We start from the raw sequence: 20,815 nt of genomic DNA, 5'->3' as shown, positions 1-20,815 counted from the left end.
ACGATTTCCCGCATGCGGACGGCCCGCCTCGGGGGTTGAGGCGGACCGGGCGTGCGCTACGCCCTGACGGGGGATGTCAGGAGCCGTAGCTCACGCCAATTCCGGCGCCGGCCCCGTATGACCGCCTCGGAGAGAGGGTCGGCATGCCGCAGATGATCCCCAGGCCGGCCTTCCGGAGCCGTGCGGCGCCGGGGGCGTCTGCGCCGGAGAAGACTCGCGCGGAGGCTGAAGCGGCGCCATGATCCAAGTCAATTTCCGCCCCGTCCGGATGACGACCGCCCATGACCTCTCTCCGGAACCTCGCCCTTGGTCTCCTGGTCATGGCGACCGCCTGGCCGGCCCTCGCCGACGGCGCCTTGCCCGGACTTCTCTCCGCCGAGGACAGGTCGCGGCTTGAGCGCCTGGGCATCCTGAGGGGGACCGCCCTGTCCGAGTCCCGCGCCAGGGGCGCCCCTGCCGACCTCGCCGCACTTGACCAGGCCCTTTCGGGCGCTCTCCTGCCCGTCCGGAACGTGGACCTGACGGGGGCTTGGCGCTGCCGGACTCTCAAGCTTGGCCGCTCGGCGGGGCTGGTGGTCTACGGCTGGTTCCGCTGCCGCATCGTCGATGACGGCGCGGGCTGGAGGCTGGACAAGCTGACAGGATCCCAGAGGGTCAGCGGCAGGTTCTATGACGATGGCGAGACGCGGATGATCTTCGCTGGCGCCCTGTCCCTGGGGGACGAGCCCCGGCGGGCCTATGGCCAGCCAGGAGCGAGGAGCCTGATCGCCCTGGCCGTGCGACCGGGGCCTGACCGCCTGAGGCTGGAGTTCCCGGAGCCGCCCTTCGACTCCGCCTTCGACGTGATGGAACTGGAGCGGGCGGCGCCCGCCCGCAGGTGACAGGAGACCGACCTTGCCCGAGCTCGTCCACTTTTCCGCCGACGCTGATCCCGACCAGGTCCACCAGCAGCTTCTCGCCGACGGGGCGGTGATCCTCGACGCCGTGCTGAGCCGCGCCGAGGCGGAGGCCGTCCGCGCCGAGCTCGATCCCTGGGTCCAGGCCACCTCCCCCGGTCGCGACCGGTTCACCGGCTTTCGCACCACCCGCACAGGGGCCCTGGCTGCGCGCTCTCCCCTCTGCCGGGAGCTGATCCGGAACCCGGGGGTGCTGGCCCAGTGCGACAGGTTGCTCCTGCCGTCCTGCGAGCGGTATCAGCTTCATCTCGGCCAGGTGATCCGCATCATGCCCGGCGAGAAGGCCCAGAGCCTGCACAAGGACCGTTGGGCCTGGGGAACCCACCTGAAGGGGGTGGAGCCTCAGCTCAACACCATATGGGCCCTGACCGACTTCACCCGGGACAATGGCGCAACCCAGGTCGTTCCGGGGTCGACGACCTGGTCCGACGACCGGCGCGCAGACCCCTCGGAAGTCACCCAGGCCGTGATGGAGCAAGGCTCCGTCCTCGTCTACACGGGCAGCGTGGTCCATGGCGGCGGGGCGAATGTTTCTGAGGGCGACCGTGTCGGGCTCAACATCACCTACGCCCTCGGGTGGCTGCGGCAGGAGGAGAACCAGTACCTGGCCTGTCCGCCCGAGATCGCCCGGACCTTTGATCCGGAGCTCCAGGATCTCCTGGGCTATGCGATGGGGTCCTATGCGCTGGGCTATTTCTCGCCGCCCTCCGCCCCGGGCCTGGACCCGGAGGTCGTTCCGCCCGCCTACGCCCTGGGGCGCCGCGGCGGCGGCTCCACCCTCGGCTCGGCGGCCGACCTCGCCGCCCTGAACGGGGATGTCACGGGCCGGTAGGCCTGCGCCGCAGCGCAAGGACGAGGAAGACTCCGCCCAGCGCCACCCCCGCAAGGCTGCCGAAATGCTCCGGGGGGTGGTGACCGGACGCGGGTGGAGACAGAACCCAGCCGTGCAGGGCCATGAGCCCCCGCTCCACCATGAGCAGGACAAGAAAGAGGGGCGTCAGGCTCCGATAGCGCAGGGCGACGGCCAGGATGGCGAGACCGAAGGCGACCTGGGTCGCTCCCTGCCAGCGGAAGACGGAGATGACGAGATCCCGCCTGTCTCCCATGTCCAGTCCTGCGATCACCCCGGCGCCGCCATCGGGAAGGAAACTGTGGATCAGGCCGGGCCCGAGGGTCAGGATCGCGGCCAGAAGCAGGAACAGGGGCGCTGCCGGATGGCCCTGATACCCGGCGTTGGTCGACGGCGGCAGAATGGACATGGTGGGGCCTCGCTCGGGAATTCAGGGGCGGAGCCGCAGCTTCAGGCGGCTTCGCAAAAGGGTCCACAGGTTTGAGGATCCCTGGGTGAGGGCGCCGGTCCGGTAGGCCTGGACGCCGATCCAGACCGCGCCGGCGGTGGTCGCCGCCATCAGGACAAGTCCTGTCGCCACCTCCCAGGCCGGAGCGCCGTCCGCGATCCGGAGAAGCATCAGGAAGGGCGTGAAGGGCGGGAACAGGGCGGCGATCCGGATGACCGGGGATTCCGGCGTCTGGATGGCGGAAATCACCAGGAAGAGGGGGATCAGCAGGAACAGGCTGAGGGGCGTGGCGAGGCTCTGCGCTTCCCTGGGGGTCTCGCAGAAGGCCGCGAGACCCGCGAAGATCGACCCGTAGAGCAGGAATCCGAAGGCCAGGAAGAGCGTCGCCCATCCCAGAAGGCCCTGGCTGAGGACCGCCCGGATCACATCCAGGACGATGCCGGGCGGCAGCTGGCCTGCCGCCAGGACGCCGGCGCCCGTCAGGGCCCCCAGGGCCGTCAGGAACAGGCAAAGGAGCCCCAGCACCTTCCCGAGCAGGAGCTCCGCCGGGTGGGCCGAGGTCACCAGCACCTCGATGACCCGGCTCGACTTCTCCTCGGCCACGCTGGTCAGGACCATTCCCGCCCCGGCGAGGATCAGCGAGACCAGCAGGTAGCTCACGCCAAGGGCCGCCAGGTGGGGAAGTCGGTCGGTCAGGGTGATCCGGCCGGTCCGGGATTCCGGCGAATAGGCGCTCATCTCCACTCCGGTGCGGGACAGGGCGTCGATCTCGCCCGCGTCCAGGCCGAGCGCGCGCATGCGGGTCTGGCGGGACCAGTCGGTCAGGGCGCGCTCGAGTTCGCCGGAAAGGTCGATCAGCCGGGCCCGTGGCGTCCAGAGCCGGGCGTCGAGGGACTCCGCCGTCCCGGAAAGCACCAGGACGGCGGGCGGGGACGCATCGGGAAGGGCTCCGCGGTAGAAGTCCTGGATACGCCGACCCGCCTCTTCGGGGGTTCGGGCGCCGGCGACCCCGGCCGGCGTCTCCGTCAGGATGGCCGCCCGTTCCTGCGGCAGGTTGCGTGTCCGGCCTTCGCGGATCTGGGCTTCGATGTAGGCGCCCGGACCTGTGGATCCCAGGCCGGTGAGGTCCAGGACGGCCACCTCCGGGGCGGGGGCCTGGCGGGACAGGAGGGCCGGCAGGCTGAGGCTGGCCACGAGGACAAGGGGCAGGGTCACCAGGGTGACGAGAAAGCCCGGAGTCAGCAGGTAGGCGAGGTATTCCCGCCACAGGATGATCAGCAGGCGCCTCATGCTCCGGCGACCTCGGGAAGGTTATCCGGGCTCCCCGTGAGCAGCAGGAAGGCCTCGTGGAGTCCGGGTTCATGGAACTCGAAGCGGCGGACCGGAAGGCCGGCCAGGAAGGCGGCTGAGAGGGCCTGGTGCGCCTGCGCTCCGGGGGTCAGGCGGACTTCGAGGCGCCGCCCCCCGGCCAGGTCCGACACCACGACGTCGGCGACCCCCGGCAGGCTGGCGACGGCCCCGGGCGCGAGATCACCTTCCAGGATCAGCCGGCCGGGGGCGCGGCTCCGCGCCTCCTGAACCGTTCCATCGAAGACCTTCCGCCCCCCGGCCAGAAGGACCACGCGGTCGCACAGCCGCTCTGCGTGGGCCATGACATGGGTGGAGAAGACCACGGTCGCGCCTGCCTCCGCCCGCGCGCGGATCAGACGCTCCAGTCCGTTCTGGTGCATGGGATCAAGCCCCGAGAAGGGTTCATCGAGGATGATCAGTTCGGGGTCGTGGACCAGGGCGCACACCAGCGCCGCCTGCTGCGCCATGCCCTTGGAAAGGCGCCGGATCTGGGTGTTGACCGAACCGCCGAGCCCCAGCGCCTCCAGCTGGTCGCGCGCCTTTCGCCGGGCGAGGCGCGGCGCCACGCCCTTGAGGGCGCCGAGGAAGGCCGCCGCCTGCAGCGGGGTCATGCGCGGATGCAGCCCGCGCTCCTCGGGAAGGAAGCCGATTCGCTCCCGGACCCTCCGGCCGTCCGATGCGCCCAGCACGGAGATGCGCCCGGAGGAAGGGGCCACAAGTCCCAGGATCATCCTCAGGGTTGTCGTCTTTCCCGCGCCGTTCGGGCCCAGGAAGCCGAAGATTGATCCCCTTCCGACGGAAAAGCTCAGGCTGTCGACAACGGTCCGGTCGCCGAACCGCCGGGTCACCGAGTCCAGATCCAGCGCCGACGGCCCGGCCATGCCACTCTCCTCCGAGGACGGAGATCATGCGCCCTGGGCCCCGCGCTGTCGAGCCTGACGCATCCTTCGAATTCAGGGTATATCTCCGCCCATGTCCCGGCGACTTCGACCCACCCGCATCGAACATGTCCTCGACGGCGTCAGCCTGCGCGCCCGGCTGTCCGCAGCCGCGCTTGATGCGATCGGCGACGAAACCGAGCAGAGGCGTCGCGCCCTGGATATCCTGCGACAGGCGCTCTTCCGTGGACGGATGATCGCCAAGGAGCGCCTCGAGAACGGGGCGGGCGGTCTGGAGACCGCGCGTCTGCTCTCCGCGGTGACGGACGAGGTCGTCTGCGCCCTCTATGACTTCACCACCGTCCATGTCTTCCGGGCGAGGAATCCCACCGAGGGCGAGCGCCTGGCGCTGATGGCGGTGGGGGGCTACGGCCGCGGCGCGCTGGCGCCCTTCTCCGACCTCGATCTCTTGTTTCTGCGCCCGTACAAGCAGACGCCCCACGCCGAGAGCGTCATCGAGTTCATGCTCTATGCGCTGTGGGACCTGGGCTTCAAGGTCGGCCACGCCTCGCGCACGGTGGACGAGTGTCTGCGGCTCTCGCGTGAGGACTTCACCATCCGCACCTCCATCCTGGAGGCTCGTCACCTGACCGGCGACGAGGCCCTGGCCAAGGACCTGATCCGCCGCTTCCGCGAGGAAGTGATCCGCGGCACGGGCGCCCAGTTCGTGGCCGCCAAGCTGAAGGAGCGGGACGAGCGGCACCTGCGCGCCGGCGCCAGCCGCTACATGGTCGAGCCCAACATCAAGGAGGGCAAGGGCGGCCTGCGCGACCTCAACACCCTGTTCTGGATCGCCCGCTACCTGAACCCGGTGGCCAGCGCCGACCGGGCCAGCGGCGTCATCCAGCTGGACATGTTCGACCGCCGGGAGGTGGCCAGCTTCATCCGCGCCATCGATTTCCTGTGGGCGGTGCGCTGCCACATGCACTTCGCCACCGGCCGGCCCGAGGAGCGTCTGACCTTCGACCTCCAGCCCGCCATCGCCCGCCGGATGGGCTACGGCGACCGGGGCGACGCCCCGGCGGTGGAGCGCTTCATGCGGCGCTACTTCCTGATCGCCAAGGAAGTGGGCGCCCTGACCCGGGTCTTCACCGCCAAGCTGGAGGAGGAGAGGGTCAAGTCGCATCCAGGCGCCCTGTCCCGCCTCCTGCCGGGCCGCGGCCGCTCCCGCCGTCGCGAGGTGTCGCCGGGCTTCTACGCCGAGGGCGGGCGTCTGCACGTCGAGGGCCCCGCGGTGTTCGAGGCCGACCCCGTCAACCTGCTGCGTCTGTTCCTGCACGCCGACCGGGAAGGCCTGGACCTGCATCCGGACGCCTTCACCGCGGCTTCCCGCCACGCCGCGGAGATCGGGCCCCGGGTGCGCCGGGACCCGGCGGCGGCGGAGGTCCTGCTGGACATCCTCGCCCGCGGGCGCGACCCGCAGCGCACCCTGACCCTGATGAACGAGGCCGATGTCCTCGGCCGCTACCTGCCGGAGTGGGGACGCATCGTCGCCAAGATGCAGTTCAACATGTACCACTCCTACACGGTGGACGAGCACACCCTGCGGGCGGTGGGGATCATCGCCGGCATCGCCGGCGGCCGCTATGGCGAGGACCACCCCCTCGCCACCGCCATCATGCCCCTGATCAGCGACCGGGAGGCCCTGTTCCTGGCCATGCTCCTGCACGATACCGGCAAGGGCGGCGCCGGCGGGCAGGAGAAGGCCGGCGCCCGGGCCGCCCGCCAGGCCTGCGAGCGGCTGGGCCAGACGCGAAAGCGGATCGAACTCGTGGCCTGGCTGGTCGAACACCACCTCGTCATGAGCGACTACGCCCAGAAGCGCGATGTCTCCGATCCCCGGACGGTGGTCGATTTCGCCCGCATCGTCGAGACGCCGGAGCGCCTGCGGCTTCTCCTGGTGCTGACCGTGGCCGACATCCGCGCCGTCGGGCCGGGGGTCTGGAACGGCTGGAAGGGCCAGCTGCTTCGCGAGCTCTACCGCGCGACCGAGGCCCTCTTCCGGGGCGGCCGCGGATCCGACGACGCCGCCGCCATCCGCCGCTATCACGAGAACGCCGCCTACGACGCCCGCGTGCGCCTGGCCGAGTCCAGCCCCACCCTCACCGGATGGGCCCAGTCCATGGAGGACGCCTACTTCACCGCCTTCACCGACGACGAGGTCCGCGCCCACGGCGCCCTTGTCCGGCGCGCGGCGGACTCCGGCGCCGCCACGGCCTGCCGAATCCGCGCCGACATGAACGCCGCCGAGGTCTCGGTCTCGGCCACCGACCGGCCCCGCCTTTTCGCCGACCTGGCCGCCGCCCTCAACCTGGCCGGCGCCAACGTCATGGGCGCCCGGGTGCACACCTCCCGCCGGGGCGAGGCCCTCGACGTCTTCTTCGTGCAGGACGCCTCGGGGGCGGCTTTTGGCGCCGATAATCCCCGGGCCCTGGACCGGCTCTTGTCCCTCCTGGAGTCCGCGGGCCGGGGCGAGCCCCTCAAGCGCGATGGCCGCCCCCCGGCGGAGCTGGGCCGGGCCGCGGCCTTCGCCATCACCCCCACCGTCGTCCTCGACAACGACGCCTCCGAGGCGGCGACCGTCATCGAGGCCACCGGCCGCGACCGGCCGGGCCTCTTGTCCGCCCTGGCCGAGGTGATCGCCGACGCCGGCCTGTCCATCGTCTCGGCCCACATCGACGGCTACGGCGAAAGGGCGGTCGACGCCTTCTATGTCGTCGACGACCAGGGCCGAAAGCTTGAGGACCCCGGGCGGGTCGCCCGCCTGCGGTTGGACCTCCTCGCCGCCCTGGAGGCCGTCGACGCCCAGCCCAACTCCCGCAGCCGCGCGCACCTTCAGAAGGCCCGGGCCAGTATCGCCCGCTGATCCCCCCGCTTGACCAGCCGCGGCCGTGGGGCGCATTCAGGCGCGGTGAGCGCCGCATCCGTCCCGTCGCCCCCGCAGGGTGAGCCGCCGTCCGCCGGGCCGAAGGCCGGGGGCGGGCTGATCCGCGCCTCCATGGTCTATTCCGGCCTGACCCTCCTGAGCCGCTTCCTCGGCCTGGCCCGGGACCTTGTGATCACGGCGCGGATGGGCGCCAGCCAGACCATCGCGGCCGACGCCTTCTTCACCGCCCAGGCCTTCTCCAACCTGTTCCGGCGGGTCTTCGCCGAGGGCGCCTTTGCCGCCGCCTTCGTGCCAGCCTACTCCCGCAAGCTCTCGGCGGACGGCGCGCCCGAGGCCGACCGGCTGGCTTCCGACGCCCTGGCGGTCATGGCCGCGGCCACCGTGGTCCTGACCATCCTGGCCCAGCTGGCCATGCCCTGGATCATGCTGGTCTATTCGCCGGGCTATATCGACGACCCGGACAAGTTCCGGCTGGCCGTGATCCTGACCCAGATCACCATGCCCTACCTGCCCTGCATGGTGATCGCCGCCCTGCTCGCCGGCGTCCTCACCGCCAGGGGCCGCTTCATCATCTATGGCGTCTATCCCGTCGTCCTCAACATCGGCGTGCTGGCGGCGGTCCTGCCCCAGACCGACCCGGTGCAGGCGGCCTACGCCGCCTCCTGGGCGACCATCGTCTCCGGCATCGCCCAGGCGGGCCTGTGCGCCTGGGGGGTCCGGCGGGCCGGCGCCCGCATCCGGTTCGTCCTGCCGCAGCTCACCCCGGAGGTCCGCAGGCTGATCCGCCTGACCATCCCCGGCGCCGTGGCCTCCAGCGCCGTGCAGGTGAACATCTTCATCTCCACCATGCTCGCCTCTCACGTGGCGGGGCTGCGGGTCTGGATGAGCGTCGCCGACCGGTTTTACCAGCTGCCCCTGTCCCTGGTCGGCACCGCCATCGGCGTCGCCCTCCTGCCCCAGCTGTCCCGCGCCTTCGCTCAGGACGACCGGCCCGAAGGCCAGGCGGTCATGGACCAGGCCCTGGTCTTCGGCCTCGCCTTGTGCCTGCCCGCCGCCGCCGCCCTCGTCGCCATGCCGGTCTACCTGGTGGACGGCCTCTTCACCCGCGGACAGTTCCTGGCTGAGGACGCCCGGGCCGCCGGCCTGATCCTCCTTCAGTACGGCTGGGGCCTGCCGGCCTTCGTCCTGGTCAAGATCCTCCAGCCCGCCTTCTTCGCCCGCCAGGACACCCGGACCCCCATGATCTTCTCCCTGGTGTCCGTGGCGGTGAACATCGCCCTCGGGGTGGCCCTCTTCCACACTATCGGCTTCACCGGCCTCGCCGCCGCCACCAGTATCGCCACCTGGATCACTGTGGCCCAGATGGCCTTCACCCTGCACCGCCGGAAGGCCTACGCGCCCTCCGGCGCGGCCTGGGGCCGGATCGCGCGGATCGTCGCCGCCAGCCTTCTCCTGGGCCTGCTCCTGGCCCTGGCCTCCCACTACAGGCCAGTTCTGGAGTCCCCCCTGGCGGGCCTGTCCTTCCTCGGACTGGGCGCCAAGGAACTCACCGTCCTGGCCGTCTGCCTCGTGGGGGCCGCGGTCTATGTCGGCCTGCTGGTGGCGTTCGGCGGCCTGACCCGCGAGGATGTCCGCGCGGCCCTCCGCCGCCCGGCCGGCCAGACCGCGACCCCCGAGGCGGACTTGTCCTGAGGCCGGTTCGGCGCTATTCGCCCCCCATGTTCCGGAAGTCCGAACCCAACCTGCGATGGTGCCGCGGCTGAGCTCGCCGCCCCCTCGTACGCCTTCCTTCCGGAGCCCTGCGCCTCCATGACCGACACCCCTCCCCCCGCCTATGCCGGCCCGACCCGGGTCCTGTCCGGCGTCCAGCCCACCGGCGCCCTGCACCTGGGCAACTATCTTGGCGCCCTGGTGAAGTTCACCCGGCTGCAGCACGAGATGGAGACCTTCATCTTCGTCGCCGACCTGCACGCCATCACCCAGTGGCAGGATCCGAAGCGGCTGAAGGACCAGGTGCGGGAGATCGCCGCCGCCTACCTGGCCTCGGGCCTCGACCCCAAGGTCGCCACCATCTTCCCGCAGTCCGCCGTGCCGGCCCACGCCGAGCTGGCCTGGGTGTTCAACTGCGTCGCCCGCCTCGGCTGGCTCGACCGCATGACCCAGTTCAAGGACAAGGCGGGCAAGCACAAGGAGCGCGAGAGCGTCGGTCTCTACACCTACCCGGTGCTCCAGGCCGCCGACATCCTGCTCTACCGGGCCACCCACGTGCCGGTCGGCGAGGACCAGCGCCAGCACCTGGAGCTGACCCGCGACATCGCCGCCAAGTTCAACCACGACTTCGGCGTCCCCGGCTTCTTCCCCCTGCCCGAGGCGGTGGTGGAGGGGCCCGGCGCGCGGGTCATGTCCCTGCGCGACGGTTCGGCCAAGATGTCCAAGTCCGACCCCTCGGACTATTCGCGCATCAACCTCACCGACGACGCCGACGCCATCGCCCAGAAGATCCGCAAGGCGCGCACCGATCCCGATCCCCTGCCGGACACGCCGGAGGAACTTGCCGGCCGGCCCGAAGCCCAGAACCTGGTGGCCATTTACGCCGCCCTGGAGGGCCGGACCTCCGCCGATGTGCTGGCCGAGTTCGCGGGCCTGGGCTTCGGGGCCTTCAAGCCGCGCCTCGCGGACCTGGCGGTGGCGAAGCTGGGCCCGGTGGGCGAGGCCATGCGCGACTTTCTCGCAGATCCCTCAGAAATCGACCGCATCCTGGCCGCCGGCGCCGAGCGCGCCCGCGAGGTCGGCGCCCCCGTCCTGGCCGAGGTCAAGGCCGCGGTCGGCTACTGGGCGGGGTGAGGGCCTTGTCTCCGCGCCGGCGACGGGCCACGCTCGCGCCATGACCTCGAGATCGGCGCCTCCGCGCAAGTTCCTGGTGATCGCCGACGGCAGCGCCGAATTCGCCGCCGCCCTGCGCTTCGCCTGCCGCCGCGCCCGATCGACCGGGGGCAAGGTGGCCATACTGCGGGTCATCACCCCGGCGGTCTTCGAGCACTGGTCGGGCGTGCGCGAGGAAATCGAGCGCCAGGCCCGGGCCGAGGCGGCGCAGGAGATGGAGGCCTTCGAGCCCCTCGTCCTCACGGAGACCGGCAGTCAGCCCGAGCTGCTCTTCGTCCGCGCCGATGACACCCGGGACGCCCTCCGCCGGGTGATCAGCGCCGACCGTGACATCAAGATCCTGGTGCTCGCGGCGGCGACCGGCGGCCGCGGCCCCGGCCCCCTGGTCACTTCGATCGCCCGGGAGGGCGTTCGCTGGGGCGGCCGCAACCTTCCCGTCACCGTCGTGCCGGGCGACCTTTCCGAGGCCGAGATCGATGACCTCGCCTGAGTCTTCCGGGGACGCCCGCCCATGACCGAGACCGCACACGGCGCCGCCCTGATGGAGCGCATCCGGTCCCGCCGCGCCGTCGTCGGGGTGATCGGACTGGGCTATGTCGGCCTGCCGCTCGCCCTGGCCGCCGTGGAGGCCGGCTTCCCGGTCCTCGGTTTCGACATCAATCCCGCCCGGGTGGAGGCCATCCTGGCCGGCCGGCAGGTGATCAACTACCTGCCGCCCGAGGCCGTGCGCAGCGCCCTGGACACCGGACGCCTCGACGCCACCACCGACTTCGCCCGCCTTGCCGAGGCCGACGCCGTCATCCTGTGCGTCCCGACGCCCGTGACCCGCAACCGCGACCCGGACCTGTCCTATGTGCGGGCCAGCGCCGCCTCCGCCGCCGCCGTTCTCCGGCCCGGCCAGCTGGTCGTGCTGGAGTCCACCACCTGGCCCGGCACCACCGCCGAGGTGGTCCAGCCCCTGCTCGAGGCCGGCGGCCTGAAGGTGGGGCGGGAGGTCTTCCTCGCCTTCTCGCCCGAGCGCGAGGACCCGGGCAACGCCCACTATGGCACCCGCACCATTCCCAAGGTGGTCGGGGCGGACGACCCGGCCTCCCGCGATGTCGCCGTCGCCCTCTACGAGGCCATGATCACCCGGGTCGTCCCGGTCTCCAGCGCCGCCGCCGCCGAGGCCGCCAAGCTGACCGAGAACATCTTCCGCTCGGTGAACATCGCCCTCGTGAACGAGCTGAAGCTGGTCTACGACGCCATGGGCATCGACGTCTGGGAGGTGATCGACGCCGCCGCCACCAAGCCTTTCGGCTACATGCCCTTCTACCCCGGACCGGGCCTGGGCGGACACTGCATCCCGGTGGACCCCTTCTACCTGACCTGGCGGGCCCGGGAGTTCGGCATGGAGACCCGCTTCATCGAGCTGGCCGGCCAGATCAACACCGCCATGCCCGGCCTGGTGGTCGACCGGCTGGCCCGCGCCCTCAGCGACCATTCGGCCCGGGCCCTGAACGGCGCCCGAATCCTGCTGATCGGCGCCGCCTACAAGAAGAATGTCGACGACACCCGGGAGTCGCCCTCCCTGGTGCTGATCGAGGCCATCGAGGCCCGCGGCGCCACCTGCGACTTCCACGACCCTCTGATCGCGCAGATCCCGCCGACCCGGGAGCATCCGGGGCTGGCGGGCCGCCGCTCCGTCGATCTGACCGCAGAGGCCCTGGCCGCCTACGACGCCGTGCTCATCGCCACCGACCACGACGCCGTGGACTACGCCCTCCTCTCCCGCGCCGCCCGGCTGGTGGTCGACACCCGAAACGCCATGGCCCGGCGCGGCCTTCCCGGCGATCGGGTGGTCAAGGCCTGAGGCCCGCCCCGCGCGTCCGGCGCTGGACAGGGCCGCCCCTCGCCCCCTAGATGCGCGCCATGGCCGGCAAGACCCTCTACGACAAGATCTGGGATGCGCACCTCGTCTCCGAGCAGGAGGGCGAGTCCATCCTCTACATCGACCTGCACCTGATCCACGAGGTGACGACGCCTCAGGCCTTCGCGGGCCTGCGCGCCAACCGGCGCAAGGTCCGGCGGCCGGACCGCACCCTGGCCGTGGCCGACCACAACATCCCCACCGAGGGCCAGGGCCTGGGCGTGGCCGCCGTCGCCGACGAGGAGGCCCGCCTCCAGCTCGCCACCCTCGAGCGCAACGTCGCCGACCACGGGATCGAGTTCTTCCCCATGGGCGACATCCGCAACGGCATCGTCCACGTGGTCGGCCCTGAGCAGGGCCGCACCCAGCCGGGCATGACCATCGTCTGCGGCGATTCCCACACCTCCACCCATGGCGCCTTCGGGGCCCTGGCCCATGGCATCGGCACCTCCGAGGTGGAGCACGTCCTCGCCACCCAGACCCTGCGCCAGAAGAAGGCGAAGAACCTGCGGGTGGTGATCGAGGGAACCCCCGCCCCCGGCGTCGGCGCCAAGGACTTCGCCCTCGCCGTGATCGGCGAGATCGGCACGGCGGGCGGAACGGGCTACGTCATCGAGTATGCGGGCGACGCCGTCCGCGCGCTTTCGATGGAGGGCCGAATGACCCTCTGCAACCTGACCATCGAGGGCGGCGCCCGGGCCGGCCTGGTGGCGCCTGACGAGACCACCTTCGACTATCTCCGCGGTCGCCCCGCCGCGCCCAAGGGCGGCGCCTGGGACATCGCCCTGGCCAGCTGGAAGACCCTCTTCTCCGACCCGGACGCCGTCTTCGACCGGGAGGTCCGGATCGACGCCTCGGCCATCGCCCCCCTCGTCACCTGGGGCACCAGCCCCGAGGACGTGGTCCCTGTCACCGGCGCCGCCCCCTCGCCCGAGGCCTTCGCCAGCCCCGACAAGCGGGCCTCAGTCGCCCGCGCCCTGGAATACATGGGCCTGGAGGCCGGCCAGCCCATCGCTTCCGCCAAGGTCGACGTGGTCTTCATCGGCTCCTGCACCAACAGCCGGATCGAGGACCTGCGGGTCGCCGCCGACATCGTGCGCGGCCGCACGGTGGCGCCGGGCGTGCGGGCCATGGTGGTCCCGGGCTCGGGACTCGTGAAGGCCCAGGCCGAGGAAGAGGGCCTGGACGAGGTCTTCCGCGCCGCCGGCTTCGACTGGCGCGAGCCCGGCTGTTCCATGTGCCTGGGCATGAACCCCGACCGCCTGGCCCCGGGCGAGCGCTGCGCCTCCACCTCCAACCGCAATTTCGAGGGCCGGCAGGGCCGGGGCGGGCGCACCCACCTGATGAGCCCGGCCATGGCCGCCGCCGCCGCCCTCGCCGGCCACATCGCCGACGTCCGGGACTACCTGCGGTGATCCTCGGCCTCGACCATGTGGTCCTGCCCGTCGACGACGTGGAGGACGCCGCCGCCCGCTACGGCGTCTTCCTGGGCCTGGAGCCCGCCTGGGAGGGGCTCCTCGACGGGGCCGCCGCCAGCCTCTTCGTCCTGGCCAACACCGCCCTGTGCCTGCGCGCGCGCCGGGAGGATGACCCCGGCGAACTCCTGGTCCTGAAGGTCGCCGACCTGGACGCCGCCGTGCGCCTGGCTGGGCGCCGGGGCCTCCCCGCCCTGGGCGAGGAGACGACCTTCGGCGATCGGCGCATGGTCCGCCTCGACCCCGGGGCCGCCGGCGGAATCGCTCTGGCCCTGGTCGCCGGCGACGGTCCCGCCGCATCCCGGACGGCGGTCCCGGCGGCCGGCGCCGTCGGCGCCCTCGACCATGTGGTCATTAACGCCCGCTCGGGGGACCGGGCCCTGGCCCTCTGGGGCGCGCGCCTCGGCCTCGACCTGCGGCTTGACCGGTCCAATCCCGCCTGGGGCGCCCGCCAGATGTTCTTCGCCTGCGGCGGCCTCGTCATGGAGGTCGTCCTGCGGCTGGGCGAGGCCGAGACCGCGGAACGTCCCGACATCTTCAACGGCCTGGCCTGGGGCGCCGCCGACGCCGACGCCGTCCAGGGCCGGCTTTCCGGCCTCGGCTTCAATGTCTCCGAGGTCCGTGACGGCCGTAAGCCCGGGACCCGCATCTTCACCCTCCGCGAGGGCGTGCCCTTCACGCCCACCGTGGTGCTGCAGCAGAACGCCGGAACGGCCGGAGCCGAACCATGAAGCCCTTCACCCGCCTCGACGCCCGGGCCGCGCCCCTGCCCCTGGCCAATATCGACACCGACCAGATCATCCCCAAGCAGTTCCTCAAGACCGTGGAGCGCGAGGGCCTGTCCCGCGGACTCTTCTACGACCTGCGCTTCGACGACGCCGGCAAGCCGCGCCCGGACTTCGTGCTCAACCGGCCGGAATACGCCGGCGCCGGCGTCCTGGTGACCGGCGACAACTTCGGCTGCGGCTCCAGCCGCGAGCACGCTCCCTGGGCTCTGATGGACTTCGGCGTGACCTGCGTCATCGCCTCGTCCTTCGCCGACATCTTCTACAACAACTGCTTCCAGAACGGCCTCCTGCCGGTCGTGCTCAAGCCCGACGAGGTCCAGGACCTGCTGGGCGAGTGCCAGGGCGGCAACCACATGGTCAGCGTCGACCTCGCCGCCCAGACCGTCACCTCGCCCTCCGGCAAGGTCTTCACCTTCCAGATCGATCCCTCCCGCAAGGCCAAGATGCTGAACGGCCTGGACGCCATCGGCGAGACCCTGACCGCCGCCCCCGACATCGACGCCTGGGAGGCCCGCCGCGCCCTGACCCATCCCTGGCTTGAACGGGCATGACCCTGATCATCGCCGGCTCAGTGCGCGTGCCGCCCGAGAACCTCGAGCGGTTCCGACCGCTCATGAAGGCCATTTCCAGGATCCTCTCAGCTTAACTTCGGCGGTTTGGGGGTCGCCCTCCCCCGCCTGGTAGTTAACGACGCAACGGTCGCAGTCTTCCACAAGTCATTGTCACGGCAGGACTCTCGCTCTAAACCTAATCGGCCTCCAGCCAGCGGAGCGGCGCATGCAGAAGGCTGAAAGAACGAAGGCCCTTTACGCGGGATCGTTTGATCCGGTGACGCGTGGGCATCTCGATATTATTCGCAAGGCGATGGCTACCTTCGATACAGTGCATATCGCCATCGGAACGAACGTCAGAAAGCAACGGGCCTTCAGCATTGAAGAGTCTCTCGATCTCATCAAACAGTCTGTATTAGAGCTCTGGCCGGACGCTGATAATTTGTTCGGGGAGGTGCTTGAGGTAGGTGAGTATACGAATCAAAGCCTCATCAAGTATGCGCGGAAAATCGGTGCGACCCACATAGTTAGAGGTCTACGCGAGGCTACCAATTTCAATGAGGAGTTCAATCTTCACGGGTTGGCGGAACGCATTGATTCCACAATCCCGATGGTCCACTTCATTTGTGATGCGCAGTTCCTGCATGTGTCATCCAGCACGGCTAAGGAGCTGGATGCGATGGGCGAGGAAATTGGGTGGCTCGTGATGCCCTCGGTCGAGACGGCGTTTCGGGCCAGACGGCGCTCGACGTGACCAAGCGGGCCGACATCCACGCCGCGACTGTTTTGAACCCCAACGACACGAGGCGGAAGTGACCGTCTATAACGGAAGCTGCCACTGCAGCCGTGTGCGCTTCAGGGTCGAAGCAGAGATTGACCATGTGCGGGCTTGTGATTGTTCGATTTGCCGCCGTCGAGGCGCCCTAATCCACCGGGTTGAAGAGGACGCGTTGGAGCTTCTCACGCCAATCGACGAGCTTACCACCTACAGGTTTCATACTGGCCAAGCCACCGACTATTTCTGTTCAGATTGCGGTATCTTACCTTTCAGGCGGCCCCGAACAGCACCGAAACTCTGGGGCATAAACGTGCGTTGCCTTGCAGGGCTAGATCTAGACTCCATCCCCGTTCAAAAAGTCCACGGAAGTCGGTTGCCCTGAAGGTTTCCACTTTCAGTTCGAGACGCGCAGGCCAATAGGTCTTCGACCCAGCCGCAGCGGTCCTGTCGGCTTGACCAGAGGAGCCGGACAAAGCCCCTTTCACGGTGCTCTGTTCGCGCCGCAACGATCGCAGTCTCGCACATCCGATGACCCTCCGCCCGGAACAAGCGGAGGGTCAGTGTGCGGCTCAGGTGGGGCTGCAGATTGAAGACATTCTAGATATCGGCGTGGGTGGCGAAGAAGCACCGGGTCGACCATTGTGACTTTGAACTCGTCTGCTTTCGCTTCCGTCGCCGGACGGACCCAATTTCGGGGTTTCCGACCGGCGCCTGTTCGCCTACGAGAACGCCTCTCAGCGCCTGCTTTGACCGGTCCCGCCCGCGAGGGGGTGGACGTGCAATGGCGCTGTTCCGATCTGCAGAGGCTTGCCCATGACCGACCTCCTCCTCCTGCCGGGCGACGGCATCGGCCCCGAAGTCACCGCCCAGGCCCGCCGGGTCGCCGAGGCGGTTGCGCCGGACCTGTCCATCGCCGAGGCCCTGTTCGGCGGCTGCAGCTTCGATGCGCACGGAACGCCCCTGACCGACGAGGTCCTGGCCGCCGCCAAGGCCGCTCGCGCCGTCCTGATGGGCGCCGTCGGCGGCCCACAGTGGGCGGGCGCCCCCCGGGACAAGCGGCCGGAAGCGGGGCTTCTGAACCTGCGCGCCGGCATGGAGGTCTACGCCAACCTCCGGCCCGCCCTCTGCTTCCCGGCCCTGGCCGACGCCTCCAGCCTCAAGCGCCACCTGGTGGAAGGGCTGGACCTCATGATCGTCCGTGAACTGACGGGCGGCATCTACTTCGGGACGCCCCGTTTCATCGAGGACCTGCCCGGCGGCGGCAGGCGCGCCGTCGACACCCAGGTCTACACCACCGCCGAGATCGAGCGTGTGGCGAGGGTGGCCTTCCAGCTGGCCCGGGGCCGGCGCAACCTGGTGCACTCGGCCGAGAAGTCCAACGTCATGGATTCCGGCCTGCTCTGGCGCCAGGTGGTCACCGACCTCCACGCCCGCGAGTTCCCGGACGTCCGGCTGGAGCACATCCTGGCCGACAACGCCGCCATGCAGATCGTCCGCGACCCGCTCCAGTTCGACGTCCTGGTCACCGACAACCTGTTCGGGGACATCCTGGCCGACGCCGCGGCCCAGCTGACCGGCTCCCTCGGCATGCTGCCCTCGGCGGCCCTGGGCGATGCCGGCCGGCCCGGCCTCTACGAGCCCATCCACGGCTCTGCGCCGGACATCGCCGGGCAGGGGATCGCCAATCCCCTGGCCTCCATCCTGTCGCTGGAAATGGCCTTCCGCTGGTCCCTCGGGCGCCCCGAGGCCGCCGACCGCATCCTGGCGGCCGTGGTCCGCGCCCTCGACGCTGGGGCCCGCACCCGGGACCTGGGCGGAAGCCTGACCACCGTGCAGATGGGCGACGCGGTGCTCGCCGCCCTCTGAGGCCTCAGATCCGGCGGTACTCGATCCGGGAGCCGTCCACCAGGCGGCCGTTCAGGCCCGTCCAGACCCCGTTCCGGTCGTACCAGTTGTCGATCTCCGCCTCGCCGCGAAGCGACCAGACCTGGACCTCCAGGGACCGGCCGTCGGCCAGGGTCACGGGGCGCAGGCCCTTCGGAGAGGCCGTGATGCGGGCCAGGTTGCCCTCCTGCGGGTTGAACAGGCGACCCGTGAGAACCTTCGAATTCCAGTGGGTGAGGGGGGCCGTCCCCGCCGGGGCCAGGACCTCCCGGCGGCCGGTGCGGATCAGCACCCCGTCGGCGGTGCGCCGGGCCGAAACCTTGCGGTCGCCGGCGGTGGCGTCCGTCACGGTCTCCAGGCTCTCGAACCGCCCGTTCTCCCAGATCTCGCGGGCGGTGTGACGGTAGTTGTAGACGGTGACCGAGCCGATCTTTATGGCGATCTCCACCTCGGTCGAGATGGTGGGAGAGGCCGCGTCGCCGGAAAAGGTCATGCGGTGCTCGCCGATCCGCACCCCGTTCCTCGCGGCGGAGAAGACCAGCCGCCGGTTGGCCGGCGGCGCGGCGAGGAGGGGAGTGGGGACCGCCAGCAGGGCGCCTGCCGTCAGGAGGGCGCGTCGGGTCGGGTCAGTCAAGGTCATGCTCAGGCCTCTCGAGAGCCAAGGTTCGGAACGCCCACGGGTTGTCTAGCCTGCGGGAGATAGGGTTCCAGTGAATTTTCCGCAATGCAGCAAGGGGCCTCGCCTTGCGCCGGGGGCGCACGGGGCGTAGGGGGACCGTCCGTTCTGTAAAGGAGAGACACAGGTGGGCTATCGCGTCGCCGTCGTCGGGGCCACGGGCAATGTGGGCCGCGAAATGCTGAACATCCTCGAGGAAGTCGAGTTCCCGGTGGATCAGATTCACGCGATCGCCAGCCGCAAGTCCATTGGCGTCGAGGTCTCCTTCGGCGACCGGATCCTGAAATGCCAGGACGTCGAGCGGTTCGACTTCTCCACCGTCGACCTCGTGCTGATGAGCGTCTCGGGGTCCTTCTCCAAGGAATGGTCGCCGAAGATCGGCGCCGCTGGCCCCATCGTCATCGACAATTCCTCGGCCTGGCGGATGGACCCTGACGTGCCCCTGGTGGTGCCCGAGGTGAACCCCGATGACGTCGAGTGGGCGGACCGCAAGAACATCATCGCCAACCCGAACTGCTCCACCGCCCAGCTGGTGGTGGCGCTGAAGCCCCTGCACGACCGGGCCCGGATCAAGCGGGTGGTGGTCTCGACCTACCAGTCGGTCTCCGGCGCGGGCAAGGAGGGCATGGACGAGCTCTGGGATCAGACCAAGGGCATCTTCGTCCTCGGCCCCTCGGAGCCCAAGAAGTTCCCCAAGCAGATCGCCTTCAACGTCATCCCCTTCATCGGCGCCTTCAACGACGACGGCTACACCGATGAGGAGGCCAAGATGTGGAACGAGACCCACAAGATGATCGATCCCGAGATCGCCCTCACCGTCACCTGCGTGCGGGTGCCGGTCATGGTCGGCCACTCGGAGTCGGTGAACATCGAGTTCCACGAGCCCCTGGATGAGGACGAGGCCCGCGACCTGTTGCGCAACAGCCCCGGCCTGATCGTCATCGATCAGCGGAATGACAAGGGCTACATCACCCCCAAGGAGGCCCAGGGCGAATTCCCGGTCTTCGTCAGCCGCATCCGCCGGGACCCGACCGTGGAGCATGGCCTCAACATGTGGGTCGTGGCCGACAACCTGCGGAAGGGCGCCGCCCTCAACGCCGTACAGATCGCCCAGCTCCTCGACGAGCGCGGTCTGATCGGCGACCGCTGACGGGTGGCCGGGGGGGCCGCACCGTCAGATGAGGCCGCCTCCCGCGCCGCCCTGGGCGCGGGGGTTCTCTGCTACCTGATCTGGGGTTTCGCGCCCCTCTTCTTCCAGGCCATGGGCCGTCTCGGTGCGGAGTCCTGGGAGATTCTCGCCCACCGGGCGGTCTGGGGAACCCTGGCCGCCTGGGTCTTCGTGGTCCTGGCCCGCCAAGGCGCCCAGGTGGCGGCGGTCCTGCGGTCTCCCCGGAGGCTGGGCATGCTCGCCCTGTCCGCCCTCCTGATCGGAGCCAACTGGGCCCTCTATGTCTGGGGCGTCAACGCCGGCCGGGTGCTGGAAAGCAGCCTCGGCTACTATCTGACGCCTCTTCTGAACATGGCGGCGGGCGCCCTGATCTTCCGCGAGCGGTTCGACGCCCTGGGGCTCGGCGCCATCGTCCTGGCCGGCGTCGGCGTGGCCCTCCAGGGTCTGGCCCTGGGGCATTTTCCCTGGATGGCGGTGGTCCTGGCCCTGACCTTCGGCGCCTATGGGATCGTCCGCAAGCAGGTGCAGGCCGACGCCCAGACCGGTCTCTTCGTCGAGTGCCTCTTCCTGGCGATCCCCGGCGCCCTCTGGATGGCGCACCTGACCCTGACCGGGCAGGGGCATATGGACGATTCTCCTGCGGCCGCCGCCTGGCTGCTGGCGGCGGGGCCGATCACCGCCATACCCCTGGTCCTGTTCGCCTGGGCCGCCCTGCGCATGCCCCTGTCGGCCATGGGCTTCCTGCAGTTCATCGGCCCGACCATCGGCTTCAGCATCGGCCTGGCCCAGGGCGAGCCCTTCACCGCCCTCAGGGGCGTGTCCTTCGCCTTCATCTGGGCGGGGGCGGCGACCTACATGTTTGGCCTCTGGCGGCGGACCCGGAACCTCTCCGCCTGACGGGCGCTTGCGTATTCCGCGCCTGCGGCTATCGGTGTCCGGAACGACCGTTGGCCCGAAGGGCGGCGGCGCGGATACGGCAGTTCCGGAGGAAACCCATGGCTCGCACGAAGTTCGGCGCATTCCTGGCGCCCCATCATCCGATCGGCGAGCATCCCAGGCTCCAGTTCCGGAACGACATCAAGTTCGCCGTACGCCTTGAGGAGCTGGGCTTTGACGAGTTCTGGGTCGGTGAACACCATTCCACCGGCTGGGAGATGATCGCCTCGCCCGAGCTCTTCCTCGCCGCCGTCGGCGAGCATACCGGCCGGATCCGGCTGGGGACGGGGGTGATCTCCCTGCCCTACCACCACCCCTTCAACGTCGCCCAGCGCATG

General features: G+C 70.1%; 20 protein-coding genes. 16 read left to right on the top strand and 4 right to left on the bottom strand.

From position 1 onward, the window contains the following. Positions 1 to 281 precede the first annotated feature (281 nt). A complete protein-coding gene (locus tag INE98_RS12905) occupies positions 282 to 881 on the top strand; it encodes a DUF4893 domain-containing protein (RefSeq protein ID WP_293539363.1) in 600 nt (199 codons plus the stop codon). A 13-nt stretch (positions 882 to 894) separates the two neighbouring features. Next, the gene (locus INE98_RS12900; RefSeq protein ID WP_293539362.1) at positions 895 to 1,788 is read left to right on the top strand and encodes a phytanoyl-CoA dioxygenase family protein; all 894 of its coding nucleotides are present in this window, start codon (positions 895 to 897) and stop codon (positions 1,786 to 1,788) included. Here the strand turns inward: INE98_RS12900 and INE98_RS12895 are convergent. From INE98_RS12895 to INE98_RS12885, 3 genes are read right to left on the bottom strand one after another with little or no spacing between them, the layout of a single operon-like run. Beyond that, positions 1,775 to 2,215, bottom strand: coding sequence for a hypothetical protein (locus INE98_RS12895; protein WP_293539360.1), 441 nt, complete (start codon positions 2,213 to 2,215; stop codon positions 1,775 to 1,777). The two genes, INE98_RS12900 and INE98_RS12895, sit on opposite strands and share 14 nt — an antisense overlap. A gap of 21 nt (positions 2,216 to 2,236) precedes the next feature. Then, a complete protein-coding gene (locus INE98_RS12890) occupies positions 2,237 to 3,544 on the bottom strand; it encodes an ABC transporter permease (protein WP_293539359.1) in 1,308 nt (435 codons plus the stop codon). Next, positions 3,541 to 4,485 (bottom strand): ABC transporter ATP-binding protein, encoded by a 945-nt coding sequence (locus INE98_RS12885; protein WP_293539357.1) that lies wholly within the window; start codon positions 4,483 to 4,485, stop codon positions 3,541 to 3,543. Before INE98_RS12885 ends, INE98_RS12890 begins: the two co-directional genes overlap by 4 nt. A 91-nt stretch (positions 4,486 to 4,576) precedes the next feature. Between INE98_RS12885 and INE98_RS12880 the strand changes: the two genes are divergently transcribed. The 11 genes from INE98_RS12880 to leuB all read left to right on the top strand — a co-directional run bounded on the left by INE98_RS12880 (position 4,577) and on the right by leuB (position 17,679). Beyond that, complete coding sequence (locus tag INE98_RS12880) at positions 4,577 to 7,408, top strand: [protein-PII] uridylyltransferase (protein ID WP_293539355.1); 2,832 nt, start codon at positions 4,577 to 4,579, stop codon at positions 7,406 to 7,408. A gap of 45 nt (positions 7,409 to 7,453) precedes the next feature. Then, on the top strand, positions 7,454 to 9,121 hold the full coding sequence (murJ, locus tag INE98_RS12875; RefSeq protein WP_293539353.1) for a murein biosynthesis integral membrane protein MurJ: 1,668 nt from the start codon (positions 7,454 to 7,456) through the stop codon (positions 9,119 to 9,121). A 117-nt stretch (positions 9,122 to 9,238) separates the two neighbouring features. Next, positions 9,239 to 10,273, top strand: coding sequence for a tryptophan--tRNA ligase (gene trpS, locus INE98_RS12870; RefSeq protein ID WP_293539352.1), 1,035 nt, complete (start codon positions 9,239 to 9,241; stop codon positions 10,271 to 10,273). 40 nt (positions 10,274 to 10,313) lie between these two features. Then, positions 10,314 to 10,802, top strand: a complete 489-nt coding sequence (locus tag INE98_RS12865) for a universal stress protein (RefSeq protein WP_293539350.1) — start codon at positions 10,314 to 10,316, stop codon at positions 10,800 to 10,802. 21 nt (positions 10,803 to 10,823) lie between these two features. Then, complete coding sequence (locus INE98_RS12860) at positions 10,824 to 12,164, top strand: nucleotide sugar dehydrogenase (RefSeq protein ID WP_293539348.1); 1,341 nt, start codon at positions 10,824 to 10,826, stop codon at positions 12,162 to 12,164. 59 nt (positions 12,165 to 12,223) lie between these two features. Continuing rightward, positions 12,224 to 13,636: a 3-isopropylmalate dehydratase large subunit gene (gene leuC / locus INE98_RS12855; RefSeq protein WP_293539346.1), complete on the top strand. Its 1,413-nt coding sequence runs from the start codon at positions 12,224 to 12,226 to the stop codon at positions 13,634 to 13,636. Beyond that, positions 13,633 to 14,427 carry a VOC family protein gene (locus tag INE98_RS12850; RefSeq protein WP_293539344.1) on the top strand — a complete coding sequence of 265 codons (795 nt, stop codon included), beginning with the start codon at positions 13,633 to 13,635 and terminating at the stop codon, positions 14,425 to 14,427. The genes leuC and INE98_RS12850 overlap by 4 nt, the downstream gene beginning before the upstream one ends. Next, positions 14,424 to 15,035: a 3-isopropylmalate dehydratase small subunit gene (gene leuD / locus INE98_RS12845; protein ID WP_293539342.1), complete on the top strand. Its 612-nt coding sequence runs from the start codon at positions 14,424 to 14,426 to the stop codon at positions 15,033 to 15,035. Before INE98_RS12850 ends, leuD begins: the two co-directional genes overlap by 4 nt. A 226-nt stretch (positions 15,036 to 15,261) precedes the next feature. Further along, a complete protein-coding gene (gene coaD, locus INE98_RS12840) occupies positions 15,262 to 15,789 on the top strand; it encodes a pantetheine-phosphate adenylyltransferase (protein WP_293523490.1) in 528 nt (175 codons plus the stop codon). Positions 15,790 to 15,847: 58 nt separating this feature from the next. Further along, complete coding sequence (locus INE98_RS14590; protein ID WP_367120198.1) at positions 15,848 to 16,195, top strand: GFA family protein; 348 nt, start codon at positions 15,848 to 15,850, stop codon at positions 16,193 to 16,195. A gap of 431 nt (positions 16,196 to 16,626) precedes the next feature. After that, positions 16,627 to 17,679: a 3-isopropylmalate dehydrogenase gene (gene leuB, locus INE98_RS12835; protein ID WP_293539340.1), complete on the top strand. Its 1,053-nt coding sequence runs from the start codon at positions 16,627 to 16,629 to the stop codon at positions 17,677 to 17,679. Between the two features lie 4 nt (positions 17,680 to 17,683). On the opposite strand, the gene INE98_RS12830 is transcribed toward leuB, so the two are convergent. Further along, complete coding sequence (locus INE98_RS12830; RefSeq protein ID WP_293515862.1) at positions 17,684 to 18,337, bottom strand: DUF6134 family protein; 654 nt, start codon at positions 18,335 to 18,337, stop codon at positions 17,684 to 17,686. A 163-nt stretch (positions 18,338 to 18,500) separates the two neighbouring features. On the opposite strand from INE98_RS12830, the gene INE98_RS12825 reads away from it, so the two are divergent. The 3 genes from INE98_RS12825 to INE98_RS12815 form a co-directional block, all read left to right on the top strand. Beyond that, positions 18,501 to 19,523, top strand: coding sequence for an aspartate-semialdehyde dehydrogenase (locus INE98_RS12825; RefSeq protein WP_293539338.1), 1,023 nt, complete (start codon positions 18,501 to 18,503; stop codon positions 19,521 to 19,523). Positions 19,524 to 19,526: 3 nt separating this feature from the next. Then, on the top strand, positions 19,527 to 20,438 hold the full coding sequence (gene rarD, locus INE98_RS12820) for an EamA family transporter RarD (RefSeq protein ID WP_293539337.1): 912 nt from the start codon (positions 19,527 to 19,529) through the stop codon (positions 20,436 to 20,438). 98 nt (positions 20,439 to 20,536) lie between these two features. Continuing rightward, positions 20,537 to 20,815: LLM class flavin-dependent oxidoreductase (locus tag INE98_RS12815; RefSeq protein WP_293539336.1), on the top strand; the 279-nt coding region annotated here is incomplete at its 3' end.

The sequence above is a fragment of the Phenylobacterium sp. genome, assembly GCF_020253645.1.
Taxonomy (GTDB): Bacteria; Pseudomonadota; Alphaproteobacteria; order Caulobacterales; family Caulobacteraceae; genus Phenylobacterium.
Note: the sequence above shows the minus strand (reverse complement) of the source record. Positions and strands in the feature narration are given on the sequence as shown.